This is a genomic window from Paucilactobacillus salsurae (assembly GCF_054784995.1).
The window spans coordinates 1-19391 of the sequence record NZ_BAAHWX010000018.1; the positions used below are offsets into that span (position 1 = coordinate 1).

Genomic DNA, 19391 nt, shown 5'->3' on the forward strand with positions numbered 1-19391 from the left:
GGTTGATGATGTTTTGTTTGAATTCTTTGTCGTAACGAGTTGGCATGTAAAAATTCCTTCCTTTTGAGAGACGATTTATTCATTATACGCTCTCTTAAAAGTTGTCTCAGGAATCAGCTTACATCCAATCAGAGCTAACATTTTAGTCAAATCACCAGTCATTACTTCAATGCCTGTTGGTAGTGGACATGGTAATAGTGTGGAAAGTCATTTAACTATAGGAATTCAAGATGCTGAAGCTGCTAAGTATGAATGCACGTTGATTGCAAATACCATTGATGCATTAAGAGGTATCGATGAAAGACATGATATCTATGCTAATTTACTAAAATACAGATACATTAATGGAATGAAAGTGATCAATGTGCGCAAACGTCTTGCCAGTGACTGTGATTACAAGTTTACATTTCCTGAGAGAACTTATAACGATTTATTACACGACGCTGTTTGGAGTTTTGCAATGATTTATCCTCGTGATGAAATTCGTATCAAGGTTAGTACGAAATAATCCGCCGCTTTTTCGCCGTAAAGTCGCCGCTTTTTCGCCGTAAAAAGGCGTTATATTGATAGCATAGATGTTGTGTAAATGTGTACCACTCAAATACTAACTTCATTTAACTTCATAAACTTTATTTTTTACACAACATACCGTGCGAACAGTTGGTGTTCAGAAGGATTCGATATCCTTACACGGTTTTGCACAGTGGAGAAACCCATCTCCATCGAATTACTGCTGTGCACGTGAGTTAGTGACGTCCCGTCTTGCTCACGTTATCCGAGGTAAATGGACTAATTTAAGTGTGTTTCTGTTCGACTCTAATTATCGGGTTCAATTCCCGATTGCCTCATATAACTGCTCGTATAATTGTGGAGAAGCGAATGCCAACTCCCACTGAAACATAACAGCGTGATTAGAATATTATGTGAGCAGTTTGATTATACTAACGTAACTCAACGGTAGAGTACACAACTTATAATTGTGAAGTATCAGGTCCGACTCCTGACGTTAGCATTGCCATGAAAAGTATGCATATAATTCCTAATCCTTGTTGCAATTAACGTAATCATGGCATAACGGTAAATTGATGATTGAGGTTCATTCGCGTACCTCAACGGTCATACTCACACATAAGACAGCTTAACAGCTGTCTTTTTATATTGGGGATAAAGTAATGAAACATACAAAGTATGGATACATAACAAATGAAGAAGCAAAGATAGATCATGACCTAGATGTATGGTTACAAAGAAAGGAAGCTGAGAGCATGAGAGTTAAGACGTGTCGAAAGCCTGAGTGTCATAATACAATTCCATATGACCAAGCTAATCCATACTGTACTGATCATGCATCACTATATCATCCACATAGTTATAAGACTACGAGGTGGGATAGACACATGAAGTACAGCAAGTACAACAGATACAAGCGCGATAAGGAAGCCAACAAGTTCTATCATACTAAAGCCTGGTCATCACTTAGTAAGCAGCTCAAGCGTGAAGCCTACTTCACTTGTCAGTGTTGTGGTCACACGTATGACAGGCCAGGATACTTAATCACTGATCACATCATACCAAGACGAGTAGATAAGCGAAGACAATTAGATGCAACAAACCTTTGGGTGATATGCAAGAGGTGTCACTACTGGAAGGGTGAGCTTGAAGATGAAGCTTATCAATCTGCTTCAATGATAGACAACATAGACACTAGCAAGAGCTGGGATCGTGAAGCTTGTCAAGATTGGATATTGAAACAAGAAGACAAACATAAAACGACGACCAAGCGACAAAAAAGTAAATAGTCATAGAAGTGATTTAGAGCGTGATAGAAGCGTTCTATTTTTTTGTGATTAATTACCTGAAAGGTTTTCTAAAATTAAAAAGGGGCGGGGGCCTATTGCTTGTCGGGAGAGCTCACACATGGGCCGTCCGGCTGTTCAGCACATGCAGAAATTAAAAAATTTAAACCGGGGCCCGAATGCTGTTATACCAGCGTTTATAACCCATAAAAGGTATCAGTAAGTTTTTGACGATAAGGGGGTGATTAAATGGCTAAGAAACGAGCGGGCCGTAAGAAGAAACTTAATGCTGGCGACGATGATCGATCCGATCAGAGAAAGCGAACGAAAGTCTTTAATGAGGCCCAAGACGTGTTGAAAGAATTACAAAAAACACCACCTCAACATTTGGACAACAGAGCTCGTGAATTATGGCGAATTTTAGTACCCGAGTTGGCGAAGCTGGGAACGATTAAACAGCTTGATCGAGTCACATTAGAAGTGTACTGCACAACGTATTCAGTTTATAGAAATGCTGAAGAGCAAATTAAGAAGTATGGGACATATTTAGTTGATGAATATGGGACGCCATTTAAAAAATCACCACAAATTATGGTTATTACTGATTGTGCGAGGACTTTAAAAAGTTTAGGTGCTGATTTAGGATTGAGCTTTGATGCACGATCAGGACAGATTACTGAAAAAGATAGCTCTCAAGGAACAAAAACTGAGTCCAATTTAGACAAAGCAAAGAAGGTGATTGATATTGGAAGCCGAGTTTGATTTTACGGGTCAAAAAGATATTCGCGCTTATGTGGCCACGAAAAAAACAGCATACAAAAAGTTGCTAGATAAGTATAAGGACCCGGCAACTCAATATGCTTTTGATGTGTTGTTTGAAGACAAGTTTATGACAAATCGTGATACACAGTTGGCCTGCGCGCGACATTTTCAAGACTTAACCAGGCAAGGTGATGACGATTTTCCATATGTTTATGACACTAATTGGGTTGATACGATTGAATGGTTTGCTAGAAGCATTCCTGATCCAACGGACACTAGCAAGCTGATTGAGCCAATGGGTTGGCAGTCATTTATTTTAGATTCATTAATAGGATGGCGACACATTGAACAAGGAAGCCGGTATCACACTGCAATCGTTTCTGTTGCTCGTGGGCAAGGTAAGACTTGGTTAGCTTCCATTCTGGTTAATTTCTTTTATTTTATGATTGGGTGGCAGGCAACGTCACAAGACTTTTTAGTTGCTAGTTATGATAGTGATCATGCTAAGAAATTGTTTGATTATGTTTCCTTACAGGCCAAAGTGATCATTAATTTGCCAGAATTTTATGCCGAGGCAAAAGAACGGGATGTAGATGCGCAAACGTATCAGGTTATTGGCCGAAACAATAAAAATATCATTAGAATGGGATCTTCACAGGCTGGCGGTTTCGATAGTCGGCATAATATCATAGCTGTTTATGATGAAATCGGAGCAATGCAGCCGAAGTATAACGAAAGTATTAACCAAATTATCTCGGGTCAGTCCAAGATTGCTAATCGATTATTTCTCGAAATTTCAACTGCATATCCAGATATTAAAGTTAAATTCAAAAGTGACCAGGATACCAACCGAAAATTGATTGAAGCAGACGGTAAACGTGAAGCAGACGACACTTTTATGATTATCTATTCGCAAGATGATGAGAATGAAGTCTATGAACCTGAAACGTGGGAGAAATCTAATCCGCTGTTAGGACATCCAGAACTAAAAGAACAATTGCTTGATGGATTAATTGGATTGCGGGATAAGCAAGAGCGTGAAGGAACATTAGCATCATACGCTAATAAGTCCATGAACATTTGGAGTCGCAGATTCCAGAATAGTTTTCTATCGTTGGATAGCATAAACCGGAATATTTTTGATGGCGTTGATATTAAAGGTCGAGATGTGTTTATCGGATTTGATGGTAGTCAGGTGAATGACAATACGTCTTTTGGTTTTGAAATACCGTATCAAGTGGGTAGCGATCACTTATTTTATGCCAAACAATATAGCTTCATTCCATTTAAACAAGCTAAAACCTTAGCAGCAAAGATAAAACAAGATGGATTAGATTATTTAGAGCTCGAAAGACTAGGTTTTTGTGAAGTGACTGATATGGCTTCAGGAACAATTGATAATCAGCAAGTTTATCAGTGGTTAGTTAATTTTGTTGCGAACAATCAGTTAAAAGTAAGAGCAGTTGTGGCTGACCCAAATTTAGCTGCTTGGTTCGTGAAAATGATTGAAAATTACCAACCAAATTGGCCACTGTACACACTAGCTCCAACTTCATATAAGTTATCGGTGCCAACAAAAGATTTTCAAAATCAATTTGTAAATGGAAACATAAAAATTGAAGATGATGCGTTACTGATTGATGGACTAAATAATGCTGTTTTAGTGGAGGACCGTGGGGGCGCTATTAAAATCGACCGGCAAAATAGAACCAGTGATCATATTGATACAGCTGACGCATTGATTAACGCTCATTCACAAGCTCAGTATTACTATGAAGATTTTCATGATGAGAATTACAATCCGCTGAACAATATGAGTAGAGAACAGAAAAAAGACTTATTCAAAACAATGTTTGGCAATAAAAAGTAGGTGATTTGATGATTAAAAATTTTATTCTACTAATTAAAAACTTTTGGACTAACTGGTTAAGTGTGGCCATGTTTTTATTAGGAATTGCGTTTATTAGTGTTGCTGCCTTTCTTTTCAATTTGATTTTAGGTTACGCGGTCACCGGCATGTTATTTATCATGATGGCCGTAATTCTAACTAAAGAAAGGGGTGATAACTAATGGGATTATTAACACCACGGAATTATCATTCTAAGCATGCTAAAAATATGATGTATCCAAGTACTGGCAGCTATTTTCCATTTACTATGTCTTCTAGTATTGGAGGTACGCCAATCAGCTACATCAGCGCTGGTACACCGTTGAAAAATACTAATATCTTTAGCGTCATTAATCGAATAGCAAGTGACGTAGCGTCTGCACATTTTAAAACTGAAAATTCAGCTGCATTAGAACGATTAGAGCGTCCTAGCCGACTAACTGATCGTTTTTCTTTTTGGCAAGGAATTCTATTACAGTTGTGTTTAGCAGGAAATGCGTATGTGCCAATCACGAGCGGTAATTTGGAACACGTTCCGCCTTCTGATGTTCAAATTAATTACCTACCAGGTAATCGAGACATTATTTATTCAATTAATGAGAACAATCAACGGAGCGCTTTTAAGAAGTGTTCCAAAGAAATGTTGCATTTTAAGCTAATGCCAGACCCCGATTATCGTTACTTAATTGGGCGATCACCACTTGAGAGCTTGGATGATACTTTAAAAGTTGCCGGAAAAAGCACAGAAGCCAATCTGCATTCGTTGGATAATCAAATTAACGCGTCTGGGAAGTTAACTATTAGTAATTACTTGGGCGATAACTACGGTGAGGACTTGCAAGATGCTAGAGATGCATTTGAAGAAGCTAATACTGGCAAAAATTCAGGTCGCTTAATGGTTTTACCAGAAGGTTTCAATTACGAAGGTTTTGAGATGAAGGCTGACGTGTTTAAAGCTCTGAATGAGAATGCAAGTTACTCAGCTGCTCAAATTTCACAAGCTTTTGGTGTTCCTACCGACATTTTAGGAGGTGGTACATCAACTGAAAGTCAACACAGTAACATTGAACAGATTAAGGCCACTTATCTGGCAAACCTGAATACCTATGTCAATCCGATTCTTGAAGAACTAAAGAATAAGTTTAGTGCTCCAGATTTGGAGTTAGACATTAAGGATATGTTAGATGTTGACGATGCCATATTGATTAAACAAATCACTGACTTGCGCAAGGCTCAAGCAATCAGTTCAGAGCAAGCGCAATTTATGCTAATCAGAGCTGGATTTTTACCTGATAGCATTCCTCAATACGTGCCTGACGCTCAGGCAACGAAGGGGGGTGAGGATAATGACGATCAAGATCAACGGAATGATCACGAATAATGATGATGCACCCATTTACAGAGATTGGTTAGGAATGGATGTCGTCTCTCCTTCAGATGTTGAAGACGGTTTGAAATCAGCTGGTGGTAAAAATGTCACTGTTGAAATTAACAGTTTGGGTGGTGAGGTTGATGCCGCCGCTCAGATATATACAACTCTGAAAGACTATGTAGGAACAGTGACAACGCAAATTAGTAGTTCTGCGTATTCTGCCGGTTCAATTATTGCAATGGCCGGGGATGTTGTGAGAATATCACCAGCTGCTCAGATCATGATTCATAATGCGTCAGTTGGAGCGGAAGGTGATGTTCATGCAATGAACAAAGCTGTAGGAATGTTGGAGTCAACTAACAAGACAATTGCCAATGTCTATGCCGAAAAAACTGGTAAAAATGCGGATTACTTCTTAAATCTGATGGATCAAGAGACGTGGATGTCTCCTGAAGACGCGAAAGAAATTGGCTTAGTTGATGAAATCATTGATTACAGCAAAGCAACAGTTACTAACTCGACAACACTTGTACCACATATGGCAATGGATAAGATTAAAAATCTACTGTCTGAAAACAAAAAACTAAAAAACAACCAAAAAGATAGTCAACTTGATGCACGAGATCAATTAGTGCAAGACAAGCTGGCTATTTTTTATGAGGAGGAATAGTAATTATGAATATGGAAGCATTAAAAACAGCATGGCGTGAATCTAGCGCTAAATGTGCCGATTTAAACACAAAAGTGAGTGCAGCACTCACTGATGGTGCCTTTGATAAGGACAGCTTCAAGAAGCTTAAAGATGAATTAGATCAAGAAAAGGTTCGTCGAAATGGATTAAATGACCAAATTAAGTCGTTAGAAAAGGAACAAGGCAACCAATCTAAAGACACTGTTAAGGATGAAAAAGGTGGCTTAGATTTGAGTAAGAAACCTTCCGATAAGATTAAGCAATCAATTTTGGATTATATGCAACGCAAACCGGCCGTCAACCAGGTCAGTTCCACTGAAATGTCACCAACAATTCCAGAAGAAATCATTTATGATCCAACTTCAGAAGTTAATAGTGTCGTTGACTTAGCTACTTTGATCATGAAACGACCAGTTAATACACCAAGTGGTACTTATCCAATTAAGCAACGTGCTACGGATTATTTGCCAACCACTGAAGAATTAAAAGCAAATCCTGAATTGGCCGCTCCAAACTTTGAAGATGTCAATTGGAAAGCTGAAACTCATCGTGGCGCACTTACCATTTCACAAGAATCAATTGATGATGGGGTGGCCACTCTTGAAATTGTTGGACAAGATATTGGTGAAAAGCGAGTTAATACTCATAACCATGAAATTTCACCAATTCTGAAGAGCTTTACTGCTAAGAGTATTCAAATTGACTCAGATAACTCAGTTGATGGCATTAAAGAAATCTTGAATGTTGATCTTGATCCTGCTTATGCACCTTCAATTGTTGCTTCACAAACATTCTTTAACAAGCTTGATACTTTGAAAGACAAGCAAGGGCAATATGTTTTCCATCGTGATATTACATCTTCATCTAAAGGTATTTTGTTAGGTGTTCCTGTTTATCGTGTCGGAGATGACTTGTTAGGTGAGAAGGGTGAAGCTCATGCCTTTATCGGTGATTTGAGCAAAGCTGTGTTCATGGCAGACCGTAAAGAAGTCAACTTGTCATGGGAATATGACCAAGTTTATGGTCAATATCTTGCAGCTGTACTACGTTTTGGCGTTACTAAGGCTGATAAAAATGCTGGCTATTTTGTAACAATTGCCCCAAAAGCCTAGACCCGTCTGAAAACGACGGCGAAGATGACAAACCAACGGATAGCAATACCGTTGACCAAATCAAATCGTGGCTAGACGCTAAGGGTATTAGTTATCCAAGTAACGCAACGAAGGCTGATTTAATGAAATTAGTTAACCCAGACGATAATGCTTCTAGTGAATCAGACTCAACCAGTGTATCTACAGTAGCTAGTCAATCTAATTCATCATCAGCTAGTGAAGTTGCTGCTAATTCTGAAACTGCGGAATAGGTGGTGAGTAAATGGCGGAAAAAGGTGTTTCAACAGACGATATGCAGAAATATATGTCTGTAGATGGTGATGAGTCGGTTATAGCAGACTTGATTGATATGGCTGAAGAAGATATTAAAGGCAATATTGATCGTACAATTCCGACTGAAAAATACCGAAGTTACTCACAGTTTAATCAAGCAGTGAGAATCATGGTTGATTTTAGTTATTTTAATCGTGGTCATTTAGATGATGTTAAGATTGCTTATCCACCAAGCTATGCCTATTTTGTAAACGGAATTCGATGGAAGATTCGGAGGGATGTAAAAAATGAGAGTAGCAGTCAATCGACTGAATAAACGTGCTTATTTTGGTCATCTTGAATCAACTGCCAAAATTAATCCCAATACTGGGGATGCAATCAGCGAACCTGTAGTTGATTGGGATGTGTATGCAGGTAGGTACAATCGGACAATGTCGCAAAGTATCGAAATAGCCGGAACAACTTTAAAAGATACGATTGTCATTATTATTCGTCACAATGATCAAGTTGAAAAAGTGTCACATGTGAAATTTGACGACGAATGGTATCAGATAGTGTATTCATCATTAGATGATTCGTCTCCGATTGCTTATGATCTGATTACACTTCAAAAGTGGGTGAAAAGACATGGCTAATGAGATCAAAAATGAAGATTCGTTCGATCATATTTTGGATAATTTAGCTCAAGGTTTTGGTCATGCTGATAAAGTGTTAGCTAACGAAGCAGGAGCTAAGGCCTTTGTGGAAACCATGAAGCCTAATATTCGGAAAAGTAATCACTTGAGAAAAGGTGAAAAGGTTCATTTAAGAGATGCGCTGTTACAGGTTCCTAAACCTAATGGTAGTGTTCATATTGGATTTACTTCAGCTAGTAACAAGGGATATATTGGGCGCTTTCAAAATGATGGCTGGACCCCAAAAGACAGAAATGGTGATACACATACGCCAGTACCTGGACAACATTTTTGGGAAAAAACACAGGTTGAAGCAAAAGGTGTGACCTCTGCTGCGATTGCTAAAGTGTTAAAAACCTCAATGGACCGAAAGGTGCGTGGTGGTGAATGACTCCAGCAGCCAGAACTAAGAGTATTTTAGTTAGTGAAATTAAAAATATTCAAAATGTCGGTGTGGATCATATCCACACCTTTTTTATTGGCAATGATGACATGGATACTGAGCCGATTCTATTAATCACCGAAGCACCAGATTATAGCAGTGATTCAGGCAATGATCAGATTATTATGTCAAAAAAAAGAATTCAAATTGAATTTTATTATCCAAAAAATTACGAGTTTGATATGTCCGCCATCGAAAGGTCAGTAAAAGCAGTACTCCAAAAATATCGTTTTTATTGCAACAGTGATGCTGGACACGTGATAACTCCAGATACAGAAAATATTACAAATACACTCAAATTTATTTATAACGAGGAGGAAATATAATGGCTGGAATTGGTTTAAAAATGCTATACACTGGCACAAAAGACGCTAGTGGACAAACAATTGTTGATGCAGAAAAAGGACTCTCAGAAGAAGGAGTTTATGCTGTTGACACGGATAAAAGTAAAGGGAATTTAGGTTCTAAAACCGCAAATATTACTGGGCTTGCTGGTACACCAGTTAAGATTCCTGGTAATAATGAAATTGCTGATACAACTAATCCACCTTCGGCACCAACTGTAGCGTGGGATGCTAACTTGATTAACTACTTGGTTAAGCAAAAGTTGTTAGGTCGTGTTTCAAATGGTAAAGGTGGTTATAGCGATGGAGACGAACCTGTCGAATCAGGGCTAATCATTGAATCACAATCACCAATTACTTATAAGTCAATCTACTTCTGTTTTGGACGTGGTATCTTCAATGAAGCTAGCCAAAACTTACAAACTAATACTGATACTGCTGAAACACGTGAAGACGATAATCTTACGTATACAGCTTTGACGTATGACAAATTTAATGGCAAACCATACCGAATTTATTTCGCAGATGATCCTAAATTTGATAAGCAAGCAATGTTTGATGAAGTATTCCCTGGACAAACATTGATCACTGGCGATACTGGTGAGAACCCAAAAGTTAACACCCCAGTATCAGTGACTGGGGTAACACTTTCAGTGGATAACGCTTCTATTGAGGTGGGTAAAACCGCAAAAGTTTCTTCTAAAGTGACGCCAACAAATGCTACTAACAAGACAGTTTCGTACAAATCAAGTGATGATAGATTAGCCACTGTTGATAATGGTGGAACTGTTATAGGTGTAGCAGCAGGTAACGTGACTATTACTGGTACTGCTGATGGCAAGACTGGAACAGTCGATATTACTGTAACTGCAAAAACTGAATAATTACGTTGAGTCGCCTCTGAAATAAACAATACAGAAATGGGCGGCTTTTTTATTGCGAAAGGATGTATACAATGGCTCAATTTGTAAAATTTGAAGGTAATTTAATTGGCATTGAAGGTAAGGATTTTAACCTGATTGATTCCAATAAAAACGTTAAAAAAATCGCGGGATATTATAAAAAATTGTTGGAAGACGTAGACGCAGAAACTCCAGGAGTTATCGTCGCTGCTGATAATGCAGTTGCATTATTGGATTTAATTGATAATGCAATTGCTGATATCGCTGATTTGAATAAAACAGAAACTAAGAATTTAGAAAACTGTTCCTTTAGCGACAAATACGGCATTTTCAATGAAATGCTAAAGAAGTATTTAGGTGTTGGTTTACCTTCAATGCAAGATATTTCCGAAGAAGACGCAGACGACGATTTTGATTCAACCGACAGTGAACCAGGTGATGACGAAGATTCAGAAGATAACGACCCAAAATAGCTCGCCGCAAAACGATCTGGCAATTAACAAACTTAATTGAAGATATCGATTACGCAGCACAACAATTGATGGACCAAGGCACCTCACTACCAACTCAATATTATGAGAGTTCATACAGTGATACCAATGAAGCGTTGACTGCAAAATCTAGAGAAGATCGTGTTCAGGATCCATTTGAATTGGTTAGAAGTTTGGGATTAGTTTAGGAGGCGAGTTATATGGCTGAAAAGATTCAAGGTTATGAATTTGCGATCGATCTTAATGATGGTGGTATGACTCGTTCTCTAAGAACATTAAGAGATGAAGCTAAACTACTAAAATCTGAGATGCGATCGAACTTCTCCGAAATTCGTTCCGGCGAAGGCGTTATGGCAGCATACGCGCAGAAGATTAGAGATGCTGAAAGTGCTATTAATGCGCAAAAGTTAGTAATTGATAAACTCCGTGAGTCACAAAACGGGTTAGATCAAACTACAGAAAAAGGTCGACAGGCTTATCTTCAGTATGAGAATCAAATTGAATCTGCAAAAAGACAGATTTCAAGTCTAACTTCACAACAAGAACGTGCTCAAAAATCATATGACCTACAAGCTTCTGGAGTACTGAAGTTAAAATATGCCACTGAAATGGCAGAACGGGCCACTAAGAGTAATGTTCAAGTACTGGAGTCTGAAGGACGCACATACGCCGCACAAAAAGCTAAACTAAATGGACTAGTTGATGTGCATCAAAAGATGAAGACTCAACTTGAGGCAGAAAAGACAAGAATGTCTGAACTGTCGAAAAAGTATGGTGATGCGTCTAAAGATGCGCAAGAACAATCAATAAGAGTTAACGAATTAACTGCCAAGTATAATGCAAACACTAATGAAATAAAGGCAGTTAATCGTGCTGTAGGCGGAATGTCGGACCGTAGTATCAAAGCAAGAGATACAATTTCTGTTGCTAATAATAAAATCAAGAGTAGCTTTTCTAATATTAGAGGAGCTGCTCTTGTTGCGTCTGGCGGTATTGCAATGGTTGGGGCTGCCGCCCTAGCTGGCGCAAAAAGGGCGTCTACACTGCAAAATTCTTATAAAGTAACTACTAACTTGTTGGTTACTGGTGGTGAAAAAGTTTCTGAGGCCACTAAGAATGTTGCGCAAATGCAAGCTGATGGTGAGAAATACTCAATTAAGTATGGTAAATCGCAAAAGAGTATCGCTGACCAGTACCAAGTTCTTGTAAAACGTGGGTACACCTCAAAACAAGCACTTAGCGCAATGAAGAGTGAACTTGAAGCCTCAGTTGCTTCGGGTGATCAATTTAGCGATGTGGTTCAAGTTGCTTCATCAACACTTGAAGCTTTTGGAATGCGAAACAAGAACACTGCTAAGATGACTGAAAATACCAGAAAAACAGTGAATGAGTTAGCGTATGCCGCTGATATGACATCTACTGGTTTTCAAGATTTAGGTGTTGGAATGTCCTACGTTGGAACGTCTGCTCATACAGCTGGTGCTTCACTTGCTGAAACATCCACCGCTATGGGTATTCTATCGAACAACAACCTGGAAGCTGAAAAAGCTGGTACAGGTCTTAGACAAGTGTTTATTCGTTTGATTAGCCCTACTGCTAAAGGTAAGGCGGCTCTTGATCAAATGGGCCTTTCTGTTGATGATTTTAGAGATAAATCAGGTAAGTTAAAATCAATGCCTGACATATTTAAGTCTATTAACAGCGGCATGAAGGGCATGACACAAACCAAAAAAGTGGACTTGATGAACAAGTTATTTGGTACTACTGGACAACAAGCCGCTTTGATTCTTGCTAATAATAGTAAAGAGTTGGGAACTTTAACTAATAAGGTTCAACAAGCCGGTGACAAAGGTACGTATGTTACCCGTTTGGCTCAAAAGAACAGTCAAACTGCTCAAATGTCACAAGCTAGATTTAAACAAGCGTGGTCAGATTTAACAATCATGTTTGGATCTGAATTGCTACCCTATATGACGGATGCAGCTAACCATTTATCTAAGCTTTTTGGTGAAAAAAGTTTTAGAAAAGATGTCAAAGCTGCTGCTAAAGATGTGGGTAGTGTAGCAGGTGGCATTGAAAAAGTTGGCGTTTTTGCTGTTGAACACACTAAAGCTGTAAAAGCTTTTGGTATTGCGTTGGGTGCAATTTGGGCCGTTAATAAAATTGCTAAGTTTGTTAAATCCCTAGAGACACTCGGAGTTGTTCAAGCAGCTGAAGCTAAAAAGATATCAACTGAAACTGCTCTAGTTAACGCACAGACTGTTGCGTACGAAGCTAATGCAAAGGCTAAACTAGAATCGGCCAGTGTTGGAACTGCCAGCGGTGCTGGCAGTTACTTGCCTGTTGGATCGACTGGAACTAAGGTAACAGTTGCGGCAGAAGAAGCTGCAACTGTTGGCAAGGCTGGTAAGTTGGCAACTGCTGGTTCTGCGGCTTTGAAAGGTGTCAAAGGTTTTGGTGCAGTTGGCGCGGTTTTGTCATTAACTGACTTAATAGGAATGACTAAAAAGACTGCGGGTTCTCATATTGGTGGAGCGGCTGGTAATTTAGCTGGTGGACTTAGTGGTGCGGCTGCGGGTGCTGCCATTGGTTCTGCAGTTCCAATTATTGGAACTGGTATTGGTGCGGCAGTTGGTGGTTTAGCCGGCTCATTAGGTGGTGAAAAATTAGGTAAAGCACTTGGTAAGGATATCCAAAAAGGATTAAAAGGGACCAAGTTAAAATTACCTAAAGCCAAAGCACCTAAAATTAGCATGAAGTCTTCGTATGATAAATTGAATTCTGAAGCTAAGAAGTACTATTCCAATAAGCAGAAACAAGATATGGCAGACATTAAAATGCTGTACAAAAACGGCGATTTAACCAAAGCTGAATATCAAAAAAGGTTAAATGATATCAAGAGCCAAGGAAAACAGGCTGCCAAGTTTGAAAAAATGTCTCAATCTGATCGTAATGCGGTGGCTAAGTATTATTCTCAATCACGACAGAAGTTAGAATCAAAATGGAATAAAAAAATAAGGTCTGATTCCAAAAAGTGGGACGACCAAATTTTAAAAGATACACAAAGATACGGTGCTAATTCACTAAAGGTTCAGCAAGACGAAAAGAAAAAGTCTGCTGCTTTGAAAAAGGACCGTAATAAAAAAGAAGCTGCTCTTGATAAGCAAAAGTTAAAATTTGCAACGTCTGTGACAGCTAAAGAAGCTAAGTTACATACAACCTTAAACGGTAAAATTCAACTGGCTTCAAACAAACAATTATCAATTATTCAGAAGCTGACCAAAGAAAAGGGTAAGCTTTCAAAAAAGCAACTTCAAAATGCGTTAAATGCGGCGCAAAAAGAATATAAGCAAACTGTTAAACTATCAAATCAAGAATATTCAAAGAAATCCAAGGCAGCAAAGAAACAATATGAAGCAGTAACAAAAGCAGCGGACCGACAATATAAGGAAACTGTTGCAGCTGCTAAACGCCAATACAAAGGTAACAGTAAATATGCTAAGGACCAACGCAAACGTGTAACTGATGAAGCGTTAGACCAATTGAATAAAACTTATAAACATGCATCTAATCAGGAAAAAAGTACTGTCGATGCAGCCGAAAAGCAACGTAAGAATCAAATAAGTAAAGCAAAGGATCAACGTGATCAAGTTAAATCAGCTGCAAAGGACCAATCAAAAGGCGTTGTTACTCATGCTACTAATCAGGCAAATAGCTCGATGGAAGCAAACAAAAAACAAGGTTCTGGTATGCACAGTATCTGGAAATCCATTACTGATTTCTTCAATAAGATCGCTAAACCTTTCGGTGTTAAAGCCGTTTCTGCTGGTAAAAATAGTGTTGGTTATACGCCAGTGTCTATGGGTGCTTATGCAACCGGTACTAATGGTATTACAAGTGCCAGTAAAGCCCTGGTTGGTGAGGCTGGAGTTGAAGCTAGATACAGGCCATATTCGGGCAAGATTGATTTTGTTGGTTCAAAAGGTGCACAACTCATTGATGTGAAACCAGGAGACCAAATCTTAAACGCTCGTGACACTGCTAAGTTAATTGCTGGCAACTATGGTACAACCCTACCAGGGTATGCTAAAGGGACACTTGATATCGCCACATTTTTAGCAAAAGCAAAGAATGGCGTTGTTGATATGTTTAGTGACGCTACTGATGCAGCATCTGATGCACTTGATAAATTAACCAATCCAGTTAAGACATTAACAGATATGGCAGCTAAGGCATTTAAAATCGATGGTGTATCTGGTGTTGGTAGCGAACAACGTAGCATTTCTCACGGTCATGTCAATAAGGGGATAAAAGCGATAGCTGATGCGTTAAAGAAACTGAAAGAAGTTGCGGTCAATATAGCCAATCCGGCTGGTGCAGGAACTAAACGATGGATTCCCATTATTAAAGCAGTAGCGGCAAAAATGGGAGTTAAATTAAGTGCTGGCGGTCTAAACGCTGTCTTACATCGAATACAACAAGAATCTAATGGTTCAGCAACTGTAACTAATCATTGGGATCGTAACGCTAAAGCGGGTCACCCCTCAACTGGATTACTACAGTATATTCAACCGACTTTCAATCAATGGCTACCCAGAGGATTTAAAAACGATATTCATAGTGGTGCCTCTCAAATTGCTGCTATGTTTAACGACAGTAACTGGCTACGTGACATCAGTGTCAAAGGTGGCTGGGGGCCAACTGGACATAAAAAAATGGCAAATGGTGGAGTTGTATCAAATCATCAAATGATTGAAATTGCAGAGAATAATTTGCCAGAGACGATTGTACCTTTAGATTTGTCAAAACGTTCTAGAGCTTATCAGTTAATGCAGTCTTCATTGGACTACTTTAAGAAAACAGACGGTGGCGCAGTTCCAAGCAGCCAAATGAGTGATAGTAATTTAAAAGATATTTTAAGTTCAGTTGATGATTTAAAAGCCCTGGTTCAATCATTGCTCGGAGTTAATGTGAACCAAGTTAAAGCAATTCGTGAAACGGCATTTGATAAAAAGCAATTGTACAGACAACAGGGACTTGATCAATCAATGCATGATGCACAAGCTTATAGGAAGTAGGTGATTTAATGAAGCCTAAGTTATATGTAAAAATCGGTAATCAAGATGAGTTTGATGTTTCTGAACGGATACCTGGTTTAAAGTTTCTAGGTGAAACTATTTCACCGCAACCAACAGGTAATTATCAAGATAATGCAGGCCGAGATGGGTCAATCTTAACATCACTGACTTATGCTAAAAATACCATCAATTCAAACTTTGGTTTGAGATTTAAGGATTATTATGAACTCGAATTGGCAAAGCATGAGATATATAGTTTGTTCGCAAGCCGTAACGTTTTAAGGACACGAACTGATGCCAAACCGTCAATCGTTAAGTATGTGACCGCCACACCTTTTGATTTAACGCCCCTAGAAGATTATTACGGATATAGCAAATTTACTATTCCGTTTGATAATTCTGCGGGTGTTTTATTTTCGCTAGCAAGATCAGATCAACTAGATACCATTAGTAATGGCAAACAATTAGGAATGAATTTACCGAACGGTGACACTCCAAATTATCATTACACATCTAGTACTTTTAATATTTATAACGCTTCTGATATTAAGATACAGCCGTATGAACAACATCATGATTTACGAATTATCATTCATTTTGCGGGTACTAATTTGAAAATTACCAATAAAACGAATGGGACATCATGGAGTTATACACATTCTGCTGCTAAGTCAGATGAGATCATTTTAGATGGTATAAATACAACGCTTAATGGGAACCCAGCTAGTGCCAATACAGACTTCGGCAATATTGATTTAGAAGTTGGTACTAATTCGATATCAGTTACAGGCGCGACTGATATTGATATAACATTTAGTTTTCCATTTATGTATCTTGCTTAATGCATCAAAAGTTGTTGTTCAAGGGTGGAGAAGCGCCTATAAAGAACCTTTGAACTGCATCTTATGGGATTCGTTGTACATCGCTTGGAATGAAGACGGCACATATGAATTACAGTTCACGGCATATGATGATAATTCTGTTGCGTACTCCATGTTGTATGGAGCCGAAGCTAGCATTTTCTTTGATGGGCAGGAATACATTTCCAAGCAACCTATTCCTAATTTTGCGGAAGGTATTGATACGATTCAAGTTACGGCAACACATGTTAGTCACTCGATATCTAGAATCCGCCAATACAACACGCGTTCAGGCACACTCACGTACCAGCCACGAGATGTACTTGCATATTATCTAGATGGGAACTCGTTAGGATTCACTTATGATGTACAAGGTAGTTTTACTAGTCAAGAAATTCAAGATTTAGGTAACAGCTCTGCTTCTGACATGTTATCTAAGATTTTGGATACCTGGCCCGACGCTATTATCTATCCTGATAACAAAAAAATAGTGGTGTACTCCCAAGATAAGTGGGAAAGAGATTTGGGTAATCGAATTGATTATTTGCACAATACACGTGAAATTCAACTAACGTATGACTCAAATAGCCTGGTTAATAAAGTAAAAGCAATTGGCGCTGAAATTGAAGATGATAATGCAGATTCTGATGTTGATGCGGCGCCTAAATACTACTTTGCACCACACTTTGTAGTTGATCAAAGCTCAATTGACACTTGGGGTGAACGTCCAGGAGATGATGTACAAGATGATCGATTCAAATATGCATCAGCAATGGACGCATATGTAAAAACGCAGCTAGTACCTGAACCCCCATTATCTATTGAAGTCACTTTAGAGGGAAACGAGAAACCGATAGCTGGTGAAATTAGACGTTTAGAAATTAGACGAACTAACTTTGTGACTAACGTGCGAGTAGTAGGATTTACCTGGTATCCAAATTCAAAAGTGTCAGACACGACTATTACACTCAACAATAATGCTAAAAATATTTTGGATTATCGAAATAGTGCAAACCAAGCTTTAAGTAAAGCCGTATTAAGCATGAAGAATTCATATAAAAATTCAAATACAACTAATAATGTCAGCACATTATTTACTTGGAGTTCTGAGGAGATGAATGATTTTGGCTCAAACTAATGTTATTGATATGTCAAAATGGCAAAAAGCTAGCGATTTGGACTGGCAAGGTTTAGTTGATAGCGGGGTCAAAGCAGTCATTATCCAGTTGTCGCATGGATTAGAATATGAAGACCAGGCAAAAGAATCAATTGCAAAAGCTAAACAATACGGTTTAATCTGGCATGGATATCACTTCTATGAAGGCCTGTCAGGAGAAGTTGCTTTTTCTACGTCTAACGCCAAATCACTGGGGCTTCCAGACAATGCTTACATGTTTTTGGATATGGAAGGCAGTATTGGTGGAGACTGGCAATCGCAGTTTTACGATTTTAGAACTGCATGGTTAAGTGCGGGGTGGAGAACTGGTATTTATACATCAGATTCGCCATATCGCGCTAAATTTAATAACGCTAAGTTGGTAAAAGATAGTGTCTATCGTTGGATAGCTAGTTATGGTAAGAATAATGGCTCGCCTGATTTGGCTTATGAACCAGCCGATTATGATATCTGGCAATATACTTCTTCAGGTGGAATTGGACAATATGTAAGTGATCTTGATCATAATTATGATAAGACCGGTTCATTGATTCTGACATATGAACAGAATGTCAAAGGGTCTGTTGGTTTCTCTAAAGATTCAATACGTGGTGGTGGTGTTGGGTTAGGATATTCTCCTGATCAAAAAAGCTTTCGTGTCGTATTGTCGCCAAATGGATTTGAATTTAATCAAGATGATGGTGATCGAATTTGGCCGTTTATTAGTGGCAAGATTCCTAAACCGACTGACGTTAGTAATTTCATTACCGCAGATTATGTTTTGAGCCAGTTGAAAGCATACGCTAAATTGACGGATATTCCAGATGTTAGCAAGTTCTTGACAGAGAGCAACCTTGCTAGTTATGCATTGAAAACTGATATCCCTAGTCTAGATGGTTATGCCAAGTTGACGGATATTCCAAAAGTTGATCTATCAAATTATGCAACTAAAGATGATTTATCCAAAGTTGCAAGCACAACTGGCACAGATGGTGCTTCAGCATATCAAATAGCCGTTGATAATGGATTCAGTGGTACAGAAACCGAATGGCTACAATCTTTAAAAGGTGTTAATGGTAAAGATGGCACATCAGGCAGCACGTTTCTTGGACAGTTAAGTGGGAACATTACAGTTGATGATAAACACACACAGGGAACCTATTACCTTGGCGGTACAACCATCACTGATTCATTGCCCGATGGTTTAGGCAATCCTTGTTATGCCCTGCTAGAAGTCGAAACGATGAACGGTGCAACTGCTGACAGTACCATTATTCAAACAATCAAAGCATTTGGTGGAAACATCTATGTGCGTAGTAATTCGGGATGGCCACCTGCATGGTCGCCTTGGGCACAAATTGCAACCAAAGATGATTTGGCAAAAGTTGAAACCATTAAAGGTGATACGGGGGCTACTGGTCCACAGGGTATTCAAGGAATACAAGGAAAAACAGGTGCAACCGGTCCTACTGGTCCACAAGGTCCAAAGGGTGATACAGGTGATGATGGAAAAGGCATTGAAGAAATTCAAATCAGTAATGGAACTGATT

Annotated in this window: 19 protein-coding genes; all 19 read left to right on the plus strand. The window is 38.7% G+C overall.

Features of this window, described 5'->3' with window-relative positions; genetic code table 11:
- The first annotated feature begins 169 nt into the window (after positions 1-169).
- The gene (locus ACYVQZ_RS09465; RefSeq protein ID WP_461241138.1) at positions 170-508 is read left to right on the plus strand and encodes a hypothetical protein; all 339 of its coding nucleotides are present in this window, start codon (positions 170-172) and stop codon (positions 506-508) included.
- A gap of 757 nt (positions 509-1265) precedes the next feature.
- Positions 1266-1799 carry an HNH endonuclease gene (locus ACYVQZ_RS09470; protein ID WP_461241139.1) on the plus strand — a complete coding sequence of 178 codons (534 nt, stop codon included), beginning with the start codon at positions 1266-1268 and terminating at the stop codon, positions 1797-1799.
- Positions 1800-2045: 246 nt separating this feature from the next.
- Entirely contained in the window at positions 2046-2558 is a 513-nt protein-coding gene (locus ACYVQZ_RS09475; RefSeq protein WP_461241140.1) for a phage terminase small subunit P27 family, read from the plus strand.
- Complete coding sequence (locus ACYVQZ_RS09480) at positions 2542-4428, plus strand: terminase TerL endonuclease subunit (RefSeq protein WP_461241141.1); 1887 nt, start codon at positions 2542-2544, stop codon at positions 4426-4428. The genes ACYVQZ_RS09475 and ACYVQZ_RS09480 overlap by 17 nt, the downstream gene beginning before the upstream one ends.
- Before the next feature lie 8 nt (positions 4429-4436).
- The gene (locus ACYVQZ_RS09485; protein ID WP_461241142.1) at positions 4437-4628 is read left to right on the plus strand and encodes a hypothetical protein; all 192 of its coding nucleotides are present in this window, start codon (positions 4437-4439) and stop codon (positions 4626-4628) included.
- Positions 4628-5827, plus strand: a complete 1200-nt coding sequence (locus ACYVQZ_RS09490; protein WP_461241143.1) for a phage portal protein — start codon at positions 4628-4630, stop codon at positions 5825-5827. The genes ACYVQZ_RS09485 and ACYVQZ_RS09490 overlap by 1 nt, the downstream gene beginning before the upstream one ends.
- Positions 5793-6488, plus strand: coding sequence for a head maturation protease, ClpP-related (locus ACYVQZ_RS09495; RefSeq protein ID WP_461241144.1), 696 nt, complete (start codon positions 5793-5795; stop codon positions 6486-6488). The genes ACYVQZ_RS09490 and ACYVQZ_RS09495 overlap by 35 nt, the downstream gene beginning before the upstream one ends.
- Before the next feature lie 5 nt (positions 6489-6493).
- Positions 6494-7621 (plus strand): phage major capsid protein, encoded by a 1128-nt coding sequence (locus ACYVQZ_RS09500; RefSeq protein ID WP_461241145.1) that lies wholly within the window; start codon positions 6494-6496, stop codon positions 7619-7621.
- A 59-nt stretch (positions 7622-7680) separates the two neighbouring features.
- Positions 7681-7872, plus strand: a complete 192-nt coding sequence (locus ACYVQZ_RS09505) for a HeH/LEM domain-containing protein (RefSeq protein WP_461241156.1) — start codon at positions 7681-7683, stop codon at positions 7870-7872.
- Between the two features lie 11 nt (positions 7873-7883).
- Positions 7884-8210: a head-tail connector protein gene (locus ACYVQZ_RS09510; protein ID WP_461241146.1), complete on the plus strand. Its 327-nt coding sequence runs from the start codon at positions 7884-7886 to the stop codon at positions 8208-8210.
- Positions 8182-8529 (plus strand): phage head closure protein, encoded by a 348-nt coding sequence (locus ACYVQZ_RS09515; RefSeq protein ID WP_461241147.1) that lies wholly within the window; start codon positions 8182-8184, stop codon positions 8527-8529. Before ACYVQZ_RS09510 ends, ACYVQZ_RS09515 begins: the two co-directional genes overlap by 29 nt.
- Positions 8522-8959: a phage tail protein gene (locus ACYVQZ_RS09520; RefSeq protein ID WP_461241148.1), complete on the plus strand. Its 438-nt coding sequence runs from the start codon at positions 8522-8524 to the stop codon at positions 8957-8959. Before ACYVQZ_RS09515 ends, ACYVQZ_RS09520 begins: the two co-directional genes overlap by 8 nt.
- On the plus strand, positions 8956-9336 hold the full coding sequence (locus ACYVQZ_RS09525; RefSeq protein ID WP_461241149.1) for a DUF806 family protein: 381 nt from the start codon (positions 8956-8958) through the stop codon (positions 9334-9336). Before ACYVQZ_RS09520 ends, ACYVQZ_RS09525 begins: the two co-directional genes overlap by 4 nt.
- Positions 9336-10238: a phage tail protein gene (locus ACYVQZ_RS09530; protein ID WP_461241150.1), complete on the plus strand. Its 903-nt coding sequence runs from the start codon at positions 9336-9338 to the stop codon at positions 10236-10238. Before ACYVQZ_RS09525 ends, ACYVQZ_RS09530 begins: the two co-directional genes overlap by 1 nt.
- A 71-nt stretch (positions 10239-10309) precedes the next feature.
- Positions 10310-10729, plus strand: a complete 420-nt coding sequence (locus ACYVQZ_RS09535) for a hypothetical protein (protein ID WP_461241151.1) — start codon at positions 10310-10312, stop codon at positions 10727-10729.
- A gap of 218 nt (positions 10730-10947) precedes the next feature.
- The gene (locus ACYVQZ_RS09540) at positions 10948-15825 is read left to right on the plus strand and encodes a phage tail tape measure protein (RefSeq protein WP_461241152.1); all 4878 of its coding nucleotides are present in this window, start codon (positions 10948-10950) and stop codon (positions 15823-15825) included.
- Positions 15826-15833: 8 nt separating this feature from the next.
- The gene (locus ACYVQZ_RS09545; RefSeq protein WP_461241153.1) at positions 15834-16667 is read left to right on the plus strand and encodes a phage tail domain-containing protein; all 834 of its coding nucleotides are present in this window, start codon (positions 15834-15836) and stop codon (positions 16665-16667) included.
- Complete coding sequence (locus ACYVQZ_RS09550; protein WP_461241154.1) at positions 16660-17823, plus strand: phage tail protein; 1164 nt, start codon at positions 16660-16662, stop codon at positions 17821-17823. The genes ACYVQZ_RS09545 and ACYVQZ_RS09550 overlap by 8 nt, the downstream gene beginning before the upstream one ends.
- The coding region (locus tag ACYVQZ_RS09555) for a GH25 family lysozyme (protein ID WP_461241155.1) at positions 17810-19391 on the plus strand (1582 nt) is incomplete at its 3' end. The genes ACYVQZ_RS09550 and ACYVQZ_RS09555, both read left to right, overlap by 14 nt.